This is a genomic window from Aurantimonas sp. E1-2-R+4 (genome assembly GCF_036549515.1).
GTDB lineage: Bacteria > Pseudomonadota > Alphaproteobacteria > Rhizobiales > Rhizobiaceae > Aurantimonas > Aurantimonas coralicida_A.
The window spans coordinates 1-13,044 of sequence record NZ_JAZHLK010000033.1; the positions used below are offsets into that span (position 1 = coordinate 1).

Annotated in this window: 14 protein-coding genes and 2 pseudogenes; 10 read left to right on the plus strand and 6 right to left on the minus strand. The window is 62.3% G+C overall.

What is annotated here, in order from left to right:
- Positions 1 to 173: 173 nt before the first annotated feature.
- From VQ045_RS14820 to VQ045_RS14840, 5 genes are all read right to left on the minus strand, one after another.
- Positions 174 to 1,661 carry an ISL3 family transposase gene (locus VQ045_RS14820; protein WP_331830647.1) on the minus strand — a complete coding sequence of 496 codons (1,488 nt, stop codon included), beginning with the start codon at positions 1,659 to 1,661 and terminating at the stop codon, positions 174 to 176.
- A gap of 291 nt (positions 1,662 to 1,952) precedes the next feature.
- Complete coding sequence (gene ytfE / locus VQ045_RS14825) at positions 1,953 to 2,624, minus strand: iron-sulfur cluster repair protein YtfE (protein WP_331830648.1); 672 nt, start codon at positions 2,622 to 2,624, stop codon at positions 1,953 to 1,955.
- 105 nt (positions 2,625 to 2,729) lie between these two features.
- Positions 2,730 to 4,454 carry a cbb3-type cytochrome c oxidase subunit I gene (locus VQ045_RS14830; RefSeq protein WP_327650173.1) on the minus strand — a complete coding sequence of 575 codons (1,725 nt, stop codon included), beginning with the start codon at positions 4,452 to 4,454 and terminating at the stop codon, positions 2,730 to 2,732.
- The gene (locus VQ045_RS14835; protein WP_327650175.1) at positions 4,451 to 5,422 is read right to left on the minus strand and encodes a c-type cytochrome; all 972 of its coding nucleotides are present in this window, start codon (positions 5,420 to 5,422) and stop codon (positions 4,451 to 4,453) included. The genes VQ045_RS14830 and VQ045_RS14835 overlap by 4 nt, the downstream gene beginning before the upstream one ends.
- On the minus strand, positions 5,419 to 5,751 hold the full coding sequence (locus VQ045_RS14840; protein ID WP_331830649.1) for a hypothetical protein: 333 nt from the start codon (positions 5,749 to 5,751) through the stop codon (positions 5,419 to 5,421). Before VQ045_RS14840 ends, VQ045_RS14835 begins: the two co-directional genes overlap by 4 nt.
- Positions 5,752 to 5,862: 111 nt before the next feature.
- On the opposite strand from VQ045_RS14840, the gene VQ045_RS14845 reads away from it, so the two are divergent.
- The 9 genes from VQ045_RS14845 to VQ045_RS14885 all read left to right on the plus strand — a co-directional run bounded on the left by VQ045_RS14845 (position 5,863) and on the right by VQ045_RS14885 (position 12,038).
- Entirely contained in the window at positions 5,863 to 6,291 is a 429-nt protein-coding gene (locus VQ045_RS14845) for an RrF2 family transcriptional regulator (protein WP_327650437.1), read from the plus strand.
- Positions 6,292 to 6,324: 33 nt separating this feature from the next.
- A complete protein-coding gene (locus VQ045_RS14850; protein ID WP_327650438.1) occupies positions 6,325 to 6,612 on the plus strand; it encodes a DUF6522 family protein in 288 nt (95 codons plus the stop codon).
- A 269-nt stretch (positions 6,613 to 6,881) separates the two neighbouring features.
- Positions 6,882 to 7,547: an FAD-binding oxidoreductase gene (locus VQ045_RS14855; RefSeq protein WP_331830650.1), complete on the plus strand. Its 666-nt coding sequence runs from the start codon at positions 6,882 to 6,884 to the stop codon at positions 7,545 to 7,547.
- 84 nt (positions 7,548 to 7,631) lie between these two features.
- Positions 7,632 to 8,072 carry a CBS domain-containing protein gene (locus VQ045_RS14860; protein WP_327650277.1) on the plus strand — a complete coding sequence of 147 codons (441 nt, stop codon included), beginning with the start codon at positions 7,632 to 7,634 and terminating at the stop codon, positions 8,070 to 8,072.
- A gap of 21 nt (positions 8,073 to 8,093) precedes the next feature.
- Entirely contained in the window at positions 8,094 to 8,435 is a 342-nt protein-coding gene (locus tag VQ045_RS14865; protein WP_327650276.1) for a carboxymuconolactone decarboxylase family protein, read from the plus strand.
- Positions 8,436 to 8,485: 50 nt separating this feature from the next.
- Entirely contained in the window at positions 8,486 to 9,124 is a 639-nt protein-coding gene (locus VQ045_RS14870) for a hypothetical protein (RefSeq protein WP_331830651.1), read from the plus strand.
- A 53-nt stretch (positions 9,125 to 9,177) separates the two neighbouring features.
- Entirely contained in the window at positions 9,178 to 9,630 is a 453-nt protein-coding gene (locus tag VQ045_RS14875; RefSeq protein WP_327650273.1) for a YbaN family protein, read from the plus strand.
- Positions 9,617 to 10,804 (plus strand): P-loop NTPase, encoded by a 1,188-nt coding sequence (locus VQ045_RS14880; RefSeq protein WP_331830652.1) that lies wholly within the window; start codon positions 9,617 to 9,619, stop codon positions 10,802 to 10,804. The genes VQ045_RS14875 and VQ045_RS14880 overlap by 14 nt, the downstream gene beginning before the upstream one ends.
- Complete coding sequence (locus tag VQ045_RS14885) at positions 10,797 to 12,038, plus strand: NifU family protein (RefSeq protein WP_327648561.1); 1,242 nt, start codon at positions 10,797 to 10,799, stop codon at positions 12,036 to 12,038. The genes VQ045_RS14880 and VQ045_RS14885 overlap by 8 nt, the downstream gene beginning before the upstream one ends.
- Positions 12,039 to 12,142: 104 nt before the next feature.
- Here VQ045_RS14885 and VQ045_RS14890 read toward each other — a convergent pair.
- Positions 12,143 to 12,427: pseudogene (locus tag VQ045_RS14890) on the minus strand (transposase); the annotation flags it as partial.
- A 96-nt stretch (positions 12,428 to 12,523) separates the two neighbouring features.
- Here VQ045_RS14890 and VQ045_RS14895 point away from each other — a divergent pair.
- Positions 12,524 to 12,975, plus strand: a pseudogene (locus VQ045_RS14895) (transposase); the annotation flags it as partial.
- Positions 12,976 to 13,044: the final 69 nt, after the last annotated feature.

A 13,044-nucleotide genomic window follows, 5' to 3' on the forward strand; every position in this document is an offset into this window, starting at 1 on the left:
CGGTGGTGTTGACCTTGGCCGATCAGCTCTACGAGACACGACAACGCCTGTTGTCACTGACCGCGGCTGTCGCGGCGCAGGACGAGCCCATCCAGAAGGCGATCATCGCGGCTTTGTCGCCGAGCGGCCTGGACTCGCCTCGATAAAGTGGCTCTTGCGCATGTTGTGTGGTTTTACGGCGCCAGGATCAGTCGGCGGCGGAGCAGTTCGAGATTTCCGCGGCCATACATGGAGCGCTTGAGCAGCTTCAGCTTATTCACCTGGCCCTCGACCTGGGCGCTACTCCAACAGGTTTCCAAAGCGGCTCGAACCGCATCGCCGTCATGCTGAAGGCCTGCGGCGAAGGTTTCGACAGGACGCAGACCACAGCGCTTTGCGCCACGAAGCCAATCGTCGAACGCGGGGCCGGCATCATGGGCCTTGGTTCCGACCCGGCGGACGAGATCGACGAAACGGCGAACAACTCGAATGAGGATGGCGGCGTCGCGATCCTGGCTGATTCGCAGGATCGCGTTAGCCTCTTCGATCGACCTCCTTTCTGGTGCCTTGACGATCAACCACGCGAGTTGCTTCGGGGACGGAATCGAAACAGGGTTTTGGGTGGCGGGAGCTGGCGGAGCCGTATCGACCGTCCTATGCGGGGCATGTTTCGACGGAGCCGTCCGGTGGTCCTGAAGCCACCGATGAATCTGGCTGGCGGAACCGCCATAGCCAAGATCGCGGCATTCGCGCCAGAGCTGCAGGCCGTTTTCGCATCCGTTCGCGAGCCGCGATCTCAGCAACGGCAGAGAGGGATCAATGATGCTGCTTGCCGTTGCCCGCACGGCCCGCTCGGGAAAGGCATCGGCATAAGCGAACTTACGGACGGTGGTCGGTGACAAACCTGTCGCTCGGCTGATCGCCACGATCGCCTCGCCGGCGAGGTAACGCCGACGCACATCGTCATATTGCGTCAGTCGCCGTGTGCGGCTTTCGGCAGCGACATCAGCGTCGGAACGCAATCGTCTGAACGCCTTCGTTCGACACGTCTTCGTTCGACACGTCTTCGTCGCCTTCGGCGATGACAGTTCGGGCAGCCGCCGCAAACGCGCATGAGCGCCGGCAGCCCATCGCTCGACCATCTGCCGCGTGTTGTGGAGAAGGTGCCAACGATCGGCGATCTGGACGGCGTTCCGGGCACCGATCGTTATGGCGCGCCGGTATTCTGTCGATCGGTCCCGAGCAACGATTTCGATCCCAGGCCTGGATTCCAGCCAAACGATCACCGTCTCCGCCGTGCGGTCAGGCAAGAGATCTATCGGACGGTGGCGTTGGAGGTCGACGATGATCGTGCCGTAGCGCAGCCGCTTCTTCATCGCCCAATCATCAACGCCGATAATTGTCGGTGTCGACGGCGTCGGCTCGGGCAGCAGACGAACCAGCCGAAGGATTGTGTCGCCGCTGACAGGCATTGCCATTTGCCTTGAAAGGCGGNGATTGTCGGTGTCGATGGCGTCGGCTCGGGCAGCAGGCGAACCAGCCGAAGGATCGTGTCGCCGCTGACAGGCATTGCCATTTGCCTTGAAAGGCGGCTGTCCGCCGCTCCGCCCAGAGCAATTCCCGTTCTTGCCTGCGCCTTGGACAAGCCGCTTCGTCCTTCGCGCCGACGGCGCGACCAGCATCGGCACGTTCTCGCCGAAGGTCCGGCGTCGGCAGCCGGCATTCCGGACACCGCGCAACCTTATAGCGCTTCTGCAACGAAATCGTCAGTCCCGATGGACCTTCGGGCCGGATTCCATTGAAGCGACATCCGGGCATCATCGATATTTGAGGCATGCTTCCTCCACCGCATCATCTGCGGTGTTAGAAAGAGTCGCCACGCCTCAAGACCACACAACATGCGCAAGAGCCACCAAATCGGGGCAAGTCCAGGGCGCTATCAGTCGGAGGACGGCACAAGGCCAGCTACAATGTCATGCGCTCGCCTCGAATCGCGGGAACAGCACGTTGTTCTCAAGGTGGATATGTTCCATCAGATCATCCTTGAGTTGCGCCGCTCCGGCGTAAAGCGCCTGCCACGACCGGCAAGCGCCGTCCGGCAAGGTATAGTCGTCAGTTATCTGCGCCACCCGCTCCAGAAAGGCGCCGTGAGCATCGTGATCGTGGCGCATCTCGGTGATCGGCGCATCCAATTGTCCCGCAGCCTGTCTACGCATGGCTGGAAACAGGATCAACTCCTCCTTCTTCATGTGCACTTCCAATTCGCCCATGATCAGTTGCAAGGCGTCGGCCAGCCCTTCCGGCGCGTTCGGGTGGGCGGCATGAACCGCCTCGACCTTGCGCGACAGTTCGATCAGTTCGGGAATCTGGCGTCGGTGGACCTCGTGATAGCGGGTCTGGATGTGATCGATCAGCGCGGTGGTTTCCCGCGGCGCCTGCGGTGCGGCTGCGGGGTCGAGCGCCTGCAGCGCTGTTTCAAGTTCGATAATATTGAGCTTGCGCTGGTACGCCGCCTCGGTCAGCGAAACGTCGCCGTGGCAGCAGAAATCGATTCCAAACCGGCGGAAGACACCGGTGGCGCCGGGAAGTTGCGCGGCGATCTCGCCGACATTCTGGTCGTGCAGGGGCTGGGTGGTCTCGGTCATGTTCTTCGCCTTGTGTAGATGATTTGATTGAGTTGAAAGGTGTGCGGGTGTGGGCCCCTGTGGCGTTGGTGCCCCGCTTTTCGATTCCGTCGACCTGACGTGGGCTCACTCCGCCGGTTCGGCCGCGAACGTTGCGCTGGTGTAGACGGCAAGCGGCTCGACATTCCGGGCGGCGAGCGAACTGAGGAACCGCCAGACGAAGAGCAGCGTCACCAGAAACAGCCCCGGATAGCCGACGCCGGCCATCAGGTACGGGAAGAACGGGCTGCCATCGCGCACGCTGGAAAGGTTGAAGCTCAGAAGCCCCAGCGTGATTACCGCGCCGAAAACCCACATTCCCAAGAGCCACAGCCCGGCTTCCCAGCCGGTCAGCAATCGCTTCCAGCCTGGCATGACAGCGTGCGCCGGGCCATCATAGGCGTCTGCTGTCTCGAAGCCGCGCGCCGCCGGCGTCGTAGCGACCCGTGCGCGATAGCCGAGCGTGAGCAGGTCGAAGACCAGAAGCCCGACGCCAATGGTAAACACCAGCCCGAAGACCGGCACCTGCAGCTTGGCGATCTGCATCGCAGGCGAGACGTCGCCTCCAAACCAGTCAAGGCCAAGCGTGCGGTAGACATAGACCTGGATCGTGCCGCCGATGGCGAAGGCGAAGGCCAGGCCAAGCATGCCGGTGAAGATGAGCCAGAAGGCCAGCTTGCCAAGACGCTGGTCGAAATCCCGGATGCCGCGCATCAGCGGCACCGCATAGTAGGCTGCCGACAGCCCCAGCATGCCGAATGTGCCGAAGAGCGCCAGATGCGCGTGGCTCAGCGTCACCCAGGTGCCGTGCGACCACACGTTGGTCAGCGCGAAGGTCATGGTGAAGCCGAGGATCCCCGCCCCTACCTGCTCCAGCACCACCGAGCCTAGAAGGAAGGCGAACGCAGGCATATTAGCGATAGGTTTGCGGTCGTGATGAGCGTCGAGATAGATGTGCCAGAAGCAGAAGATCAGAGGCAATGGTTCGAGCGCGCTGAACAGCGAGCCCCAGAATTGCCAAAACTCCGGCGTGCCTATCCAGAAATAATGATGCGCGTTGCCCAGAAGCCCCGAGAGCCAGACCAACGAAATGCCCCAGAAGACCGCGTAGCCCACGGTCTTCACGCTGGCGTTGAACATCAACACCACGAGGAAGCCGACCAGGCTGATATGGATGACCTCCCAGACTCCCTCGACCCAGTAGTGCACGACGTACCAGCGGAAATATTCCTGCAGGTCCAGCCGCCCGATGAAGAACAGCCCGAACACCCAAACAGCGGTCAGTGCCAGCACGCCAAGTCCCAGCCCCCAGTGAATCTCGTTCCACTGGGACATTGGCGGGAAAGTGCGCAGGACCACATAGCACAGGATTGCGAAGCCAATCAGGATCACAATATCGGCGACGCGACCGGCCTCGAGATACTCCAGTCCCTCCTGCAGCCAGGGCTGCCCCAGCCACCAGCCGGCGATCCCCTGTTGCGCCAGAAACTGCGTCAGGACGTTCCAGACTACGACGGCCAGTAGTGCATAGAACAAGAATTTGATCAGCCAAGGCGCGGCCAGTTCACGTTTCGACAGCAGCGGCCCGATGAACAGAATCGTGCCGATAAAGCCGGTGAGGATCCACAGAATGCCGAGATTGGTATGTTCGGCCCGGACGATGTTGAAATTGAATACCCCCGAGAGCAGTGTCGGATCGATGTGCTGCGCCGCCAGAAGCAGGCCGAATGCGGTCTGAAACAGGAACAGCACAAGCATTACCAGAAAAAAACGCAGGCTCAGCCTTTGGGTCTGGTATTCGATCCGGATCATTGTCCCTCTCCTCCGAGACTGCGGATATAGGCGACAATGGCTGCGACCTGATCGGCCTCCAGAATGTCGACATACGATGGCATGACGCCGGCGTGGAAGCCTGCGGCGACCTGCGCGTCCGGGTTCATGATGGCCTCGGTCAGATAGGCGTCGTCGACCTTTACCGTCGACCCATCGGCAAGCTCCGCCTCACCTCCGTAAAGCCCGCCCCAGGCCGGGCCGACGAGTTTCTCGGTTCCGGCGGAATGGCAGGCGGTACAGCCGTTATCCTCGACAAGTTGGGCACCAAGGTCGACCGGATCGCCCAAGGCGGCTGCAATGCTACCCTCGGGCGGTGCTGCTACTGCGGTTGCAACCGCCTCCGCCGGCATCTGCGTCGCCTGCGGGAAAGTTAGCCCGACGATCTGTGGGATCGGTGGCCAGCCCTCGGTATCCATCTGCGACGTGTATTTCAGGAAAGCGATCAACTGGGCGACCTCGCCCGCGCGAAACGGCAGGTTGGGCATGATCGTGGCATGGCCGCTGCGCCGATTGACCCGTTCCACAGCAGCGGGATACTTGTCGAAATAGGCGTCGATCGAGTTGACGTCCGCTTCAGTGACGACGGCAGATTTCTGCAACTGAACCTGCACTGCCGTCTGCGTCGGCCAGCTGCCTGCCGAGGGCAGAAACGCCTCCAGCCAGGCAGGCCCGACATCGCCATAGAGTTTGGTCAGATCCGGCCCAAGATAGGCACCATTGCCGACGATCGTATGACACCCCATGCAGTTATAGGCTTGGAAGACCCGCTTGCCCTCGACAGCATCATGGCCCGCATATTCGACCCCCGTCGGCACCACTTGGCCGCGGGAATCGAGGAAAGACATGAACGACAGCGCAACGAAGATCAGCGCCATCAGCCCAAGCACGCCAAGTGCGGTGCGCCGCTTCTTGCCTTCTTGACAGGGTTGACCTGGACGGCAACTCATGACTGGCCCTCTGTGTCATCGGGCTCCGCCTGTTCGACAAGTTCGGCGCGCTCGATGGCGTCATGCTCGAAAAGCGTGCGCAGGCTGCCGAAGAACGCATAGAAGACGTAGATCGCCAGCACGAAACCCGTTGCGAAATAGATCACCCACATGATCCGCGATTCCGCCCAGTAGCTGAAATCCCACCACCACGGCCAGGCGAGGAAGAAGGCGAACACGCTGGCAACGATAGCCAGCGAGAGCGCGATGACCCCTTGCGCCCTCGGGACCGGTCGTTTCCGGCTTGTATCGGATGTTTCGGCGTCGATCGCTTCCACATGTCGGCTCATCACATCCACCCCCTCAAGGCTTCGGCTGTCCGAGCCTGCCGTTAATAGGTATTTGCAATATGCATTATCTTCCGATATATTCGTATTGTCAATACCATTTAAGGAGCACCGATGCGGCTGGCGTCTTTCACCGACTACGGTTTACGCGTTCTGATGCGGCTGGCCGGAGCGCCCGAAGAGTCGATCTCCACCGGACAGATCGCCGAGGAGTTCGCGATCTCGCAGCATCATCTAGCCAAGGTGGTGCAGGATCTCGGTCGCGGCGGATTTGTCCGGGCGCAGCGCGGCAGGAGTGGCGGATTACGGCTGGCCCGCGCGGCACATACGATCACTGTCGGGGAGGTCGTGCGCCATCTCGAGCAGCGTTTCGCCATCGTCGAATGTTTTCGTGCGGATGGCAGCGCTTGCGTGCTGCAACCGCGGTGCCGCCTGAAACCCCAACTCGCCGCTGCGCGGGCGGCCTTTATGACGGAGCTTGACCGGACAACGGTGGCGGATTGCGCTTGGCCCGGGGACGGATCACTAATCGCGGCCGCATGAATCCGAGGAAGCGCAGGGAAGTGGAGAAGGTCAATGACTCATATCGCATTTGCCGATGACGCGATCCAGATCGACGCCGATGTCCTTGCCAAAGCGTTCCGGATCGAGGCGGATGACCTGAAACAGGGAATGCGCGACGGCACGATCACCAGCCGGTTCGAACGCGGCGCGGACGAAGACGCGGGCAAGGTTCGGCTGACGTTCTTTGCGGCAAGCCGTCGGGTCCGCATGACCATCGACGAAAGCGGAACGATCCTCACATGCAGCGCAATCGATTTTGGCAAGCTGCCGCTGCCCGCGTCGTCGAGAAGGGTCGGTTGATTCCCCTGCAACCGAATCTGACAAGTGGTTTGAGACTGCGTTCACGGTTCCGATCTGGGGATAATCTATGCGGGCGGCAAGGCGGCGCGCGGCGGATCAAGCGGCAGCGACGGCTTAGCGGGGCACGCTTATCCATGGGATCCTCATGATCTTGCTGCTGATCGTCGCGTTCCGAGGTGGTGGTTGAAGATTACGTCCGTTCGCGCGCACGCTTTAACGGACCCGGTCGGCGGCATCATCAGTCGGCCTAGAGAAGAAGGAGCCGCCCCATGAAATATCGAATGACGCTGAAACATATCGACCCGGTTACGCACGATACGAATCATCTGATTTTCGACCGGCCGGAAGGGTTCGAATATAGTCCGGGTCAGGGAGTGGAACTGTATCTTCTCAAGGATGGTTGGGAAGACAAAGGCCGCCCCTTTACCCCGGTGACCTTGCCGCATGAGCCGACTTTGGAATTCGTCGTCAAGTCCTATCCCGACCACCACGGCGTGACTGAACAGATCGGTGTGATGAAGGCGGGCGACGAGGTGGAAATCAAAGGACCGTTCGGCGCGATCTCGGATCAGGGACCGGGCCTGTTTATTGCCGGAGGGGCCGGGATCACACCAATGATCGCAGTGATGCGCAAGCGGTTGCACGATCACGGCACGCTCGCGGGATCGACGCTGGTTTTCGCGAACAAGACCGAGGCCGACATCATCTGGCGCGAAAGGTTCGAGGCAATGAAAGGGCTGAGAACCGTCTTCGTCGTGGACGAGCCTGGCGCCGGCGTACCGCAACAAAGACTTGATCGGGATTACTTGCGTCAGTTCGTCGAAGCAAACCGCCTCTGCTATCTCTGCGGCCCGCCGTCGATGATGGATGCGGTGCGCCAGGCGTTGCACGACCTTGGCATTAAGGACGACCGTATCGTCGAGGAGAGGATGTGAATGCCGTGGAACTGACCCGCGGGCGCTGCGGTGACCGGGATCGTCGCGGTGCTTCTCATCGCGCTGGCTGAGTAGGAGGCCATAATGTTGATCCAAAAGTTTCTGCCTACGGCAAGCAAGCGGATGCTCTGCATCGAGATGACGGCAACCCTGCTCGAGGCCGCTCGGCTTCTGGATGATGGCAGCGACATGCTGCTGGTCAGTGATGTAGAGGGCCGGATGGCAGGTATTCTTACCAAGACCGACGTGGTCCGCCAAACCGGCCGCTGCGCGGGCGCCAGCTGCACCGCGCCGGTGGTCGAGGCGATGACGCGTGATGTGATCACGGCGGAGCCCGAGGGCCAGTTGCACGGCGCCTGGGAGGTCATGAAGACCAGCGGCTTCAAGAACGTCCCAATTCTCGATTCGGACGGTAAGCCGCTGGGTGTTCTGAACGCCCGCGATGTCCTTCAGATGCTGCTGCAAGAGATCCAGCAGGAAGAGAACCTGCTGCGCGACTACGTTATGAATATCGGTTACCGCTAGGAAAATGCAGGAGAAACACTCATGTCCGATCCGCTATACCCGACGAACACCCATGCGTTGGCACAGCGCCGCAAGGCGCTGACGCCGGACGCTGAAGAGGCGTTCAAGGTGTTCAGCCAGACTGTGTTCGCCGATGGCGCCCTGGATGCAAAGACCAAGCAGCTGATCGCCGTCGCCGTCGCCCATGTCACCCAGTGCCCCTATTGCATCAAGGGTCACACGAAGGCGGCACTGCGGCATAAGGCGAGCGAAGCCGAGATCATGGAAGCGATCTGGGTCGCCGCCGAGATGCGCGCTGGCGGCGCCTATGCCCATTCGGTGCTGGCGCTCAACGAGATGGAACAAACCAAGGCCGGGAATTGATGGAAACTGGAGCGAACATTCCCAACACATTTTACAAAGGAGAAATCGACATGACCCGCAGGACCACCACTCTGGGAACCGCGATCGCGCTGGCGGTACTGACTGGAGCTGCTTCCGCGCAGGATTCGGATGGAGTCTATCGTGCCGATCTCGCGCCGCTCAACGCCGAGACGACGGGTAGCGAGGCCGGCGGCACCGCGACGCTCACCGTCTTCGGCGATACGCTGACAATTCGCCTCGACGCCACGGGTACCGCGCCGGGGATCATGCATCTTCAGCATTTCCACGGGTTCGCCGATGGCGACGAGACGTCCCGTTGTCCGAGCACCGACGCCGACACCAATGGCGACGGCATCATCGACTTGATCGAGACCGAGCCGCTCGCGGGCGTCACCATGGTTCCGTTCCACGACGATCCGGGCAGCATGGAGATCGTCGCCGACAGCTATCCGACCGCCGATGCCGACGGCGCCTACAGCTACGAGCAGAGCGTATCGCTCCCGGCGCTCCGGAAGGCGTTCGATGCCAAGTTCCCCGGACAGCAGCTCGATTTCGACCGGCGGGTGATCTTCCTGCACGGCGTGCCCGAGGCGAGCGAACTCCCGGACACCGTCCAGTCGCTCGGTGATGTTCCGGCGCAAGTGACGCTGCCGATCGCCTGCGGCGCTATCCAGCGGTCCGAAGGCTGACCGGGCGTCGCGCCCGGGCTGCCATCCACACCACGTCGCCAGGAGAGACGGTCATGCTTCGATGGCTTCACCCGATCGGAAGGTCCGGTCTTGGTCTGCCGCGGCTGCTCTGGTTCGTCGTCGGCGCTTTCTCTCTCGCCCTCGCCGGGCTCGGGGTCGTCCTGCCGGTCCTGCCCACGACGCCGTTCATCATCCTGGCGACTTTCGCCTTCGGCAGGAGCGCGCCGGGACTTCAGGCGCGGCTCCAACGCAGCCACGTTTTCGGCCCGATGATCGCCGAATGGCAGGAGCATGGCGTGATCGCTCCGCGTTACAAAACGGCGGCGATCGCGATGATGGCCGGGGCGATGCTGCTGAGCCTCGTCATGTCCGTCTCCGCGATCGTCATCGCGATACAGGCGGTCTGCATGGCTGCAGCGGTCGGCTTCATCCTCAGCCGCCCGAACGGGGCGGCTGCCCGGGTTCGATCCGAAATGACGGGAGCTCAGACCTGTGAACGATCGTAAAGTGCTTTTTAATGGCTCTTCCTCCGGGCCTCTGTCGCATCTGGGACGCCTCATCGCCATCGCCAGCGGCAAGGGCGGGGTCGGCAAGTCGACGGTCGCGGCCAATCTGGCAGTGATGCTGGCGCGCCAGGGGCTACGTGTCGGGCTGGTCGATGCCGATCTCTACGGCCCGTCGATTCCCGGCATGCTGGGTATTCCCGGCGGTGAGCCTCCGGCCATGACGCCGGGCAAGAAGGTGATCCCGGCCGAAGCGTATGGCGTCAAGGTGATGTCGATGGGGATGCTGACCGGCGACGACAAGCCGGCGGTCCTGCGCGGTCCGATGGTCACGAAATATCTTCAGATGTTCATCACTCAGGTGGACTGGGGCCAGCTCGACGTGCTGATTCTGGACCTACCCCCCGGCACCGGGGACACGCAGCTGACCCTGGCGCAGGCGTTTCCGCTGACCGGCGCGGTCGTCGTCTCGACGCCGCAGGATGTCAGTCTGAAGATCGCGAGGCGTGGCTTGCGGATGCTGCAGCAGGTGAACGTGCCGATCCTGGGGATCGTCGAGAACATGAGTGGCTTTACCTGCCCCTCCTGCGGGGAGGTCACGCACATCTTCCGTCAGGGCGGTGGCGAGAGCATCGCGGCCAGCCTCGGCGTGCCATATCTCGGTGCGATACCGCTCGACCCGGCGATCGTCGATGGTGGCGACAGCGGCGTGCCGCTGACGGCATCGGCTGCCGACAGTCCCGCGGCACTTGCCTATACAGCGATTGCGAACGCCCTGACCGCAGACATGAGTCCGGCGGGAGGTCTTCAGATTCCATTTGACTGGGATGTGACGTCCGGCAAGGGCCAGCCTACCCCTGTGCCGGATGCAGCATCCGACCGGCCCTTGGCGCTGGAATACGACGGCACTGGGCTGATGATCCGTTGGTCCGATCGCGAGCAGAGGATCGACCCGCGCGATCTGCGCCTCGCCTGCCGCTGCGCTGCCTGCCGTGACGAGGTGAGCGGGAAGCGACTGCTGGACCCGGCGACAATGCCGCTCGACGTTGTACCGGCGCGGATATGGAGCGTCGGCAATTATGCACTCGGCATCGCTTTCAGCGACGGGCACAATTCCGGCATCTACACCTTTACCGCGCTGCGTGAGATAGAAAGTGTCGAGACCGAAGATGTTTGACGTCGCCGTCCTCCGCCGCATCCGGGCACAGGCCTCGCCGCGCGACCCGACCGTGATGCGCTTCATTCTCGATGTGCCGGTCGAGGCCGGGCGGTCGGCTGGCTTCGATGGGCCGATGGACGAGGCCCCCCTGGCGCGTGCGCTGTTCGCACTCGCGGGCGTGACGAAAGTGCAGGTGAATGGTGAGACGATCCTGGTGACGCGGGCGCCCGGCAGCGAGTGGCAGGCGCTCAAGGCCCCTATCGCGGCAGCGATCCGCCAGGTTCTCGATGATACCGATCGGCCGCTCGGCGACGCACCGGCGACTCCGATGACCGAGGATAGTGACGCGGCGCTTCTGGCCGCAGTAACGCATCTGCTCGATACGAAGGCAAACCCGTCGATCGCCCGACATGGCGGCTATATCAGCGCTGAACGCGTGGGAAACGACACGGTCTATCTGCGAATGTCCGGTGGCTGCCAAGGCTGCGCGGCCTCGTCAGTGACGCTCAGGAAGGGGGTCGAGACCATACTGCGCGCGGCCCTCCCCGTGATCCGCGAGATCGTCGACGTGACTGACCATGCTGGAGGTCAGAACCCTTTCTACCGCGATGTGCCGGGGCAAAGCCCGGTCTTCGCGCGCCCCGTCCCGCGTGGCGTCATCGGATGGGATGGTGGTCAAGTGACGATTGACCCGGACTACCTCGCGCCACGCCTCGGGATGAAGCCGGACGCATTGCAAGCCGGATTGACGTGCGGCGACATCGTCATAACGACGGAGAGTGGCCCGGCAACCTCGCATGAAGGGATGCGGGTGATCGTGCGCAGTGCCGAGCGCACTTGGGCGGCGGAAGTCATGGCTGACGGAACTGCGCGAGAGCTTCCGCCCCCGCGGGCGGCGGCGGCGCCTGGCGGACGCACACCGGCCACGCTTGCTCAAAGTGTCCGCCGTCACTTGCACACTCTGCCGGCGGACAAACTTCCGATCACCTACGGCGCGCTCGCCTGGGGACTGGCGCTGTATGCGCCGGGCTCCATCCGCAAGATCACCCGCGCGCTCGAGACGACGATGCGCGAAGACGCAGAAGCTGGCCGTCCGTTTATCGCTGCGCGCGTCGTCGGCCGCGGACTTGGACAGGTCCCCGGGCGCGGGTTCTTCGACCTTGCCCGCGCGTTGGGTCGCGGTCCGGAGCCGGGCGAAACCGAGCGGGAATTCCACGATCGGCAGATGAATGAGCGCCGCTCGTCAAGCTGACGAAACGGCGCGGGCGAGATAACGAGACCTCGAATCGTTCGCTCGTCAAAGTGGTTGCGTCCGTCAAGCTGGTGTAAATTTGAAGGCGGCCATTCCGGTGGTCGTCATGCGGCGGCAGGTTGAAGTTTGAGGATGGGGTCGACGGCGATGGTATCGATCTGAGCCATAGCCTCGAGTTGCATGTATCGGTGCTGGGTCTGCCATTCGTCGTTTTGTTCGAGGAGGACGGCGCCTATCAGCCGGGTGATGGACTCCTCGTTCGGAAAGATTCCGACGACGTCGGCGCGGCGTTTCACCTCATTGTTCAGGCGCTCCAGTGGATTCGTTGAGTGTAACTTCGTGCGGTGCTGCACTGGGAAGGTCATGTAGGCGAGGACGTCTGGCTCGCTGGCAGAGGCGTTAGAGGTGGCTCGGGAAATCTGGACATCGGGCGTAGGGGGATTTTCGGCCTAAACGCAGCATGATTGTCGTGAACAGGAACGGAAATGACGAGACGAGTTCGGCGGAACCACAGCCCGGCTTTCAAGGCGAAGGTGGCTTTGACCGCAATCAAGGGCGAGAAGACGCTGGCCGATCTGGCGCAGCAGTTCGACGTCCACCCCCATCAGATCACGCAATGGCGTAGCCAGCTTCTTGAGGGAGCCGCTGGCGTCTTCGGTTCCGAGGCAAAGTCGGGAGCCGCAGCGCCCGCGATCGATGTGAAGACGCTGCATGCGAAGATCGGAGAGTTGGCGCTGGAGAACGATTTTTTGTCCGGCGCGCTCGGCAAGGCCGGCCTTCTGAGCGCAAAGCGATGATCGATCGCAGGCATGATCTGCCGTTGGCGCGGCAAGCCAAGGTGCTCGGGATCAGCCGGGGCAGCGTCTATTACCTGCGCCACGCGGTTAGCGCCGCTGACCTGGCGTTGATGCATCGGATCGACGCGTTGCATCTGGACACTGCCGACGGAAGGCTCGATGCCGGTTTCGGCGAGATGGTCTGCTCCCCGGAACGTGGTCCTCCCTGA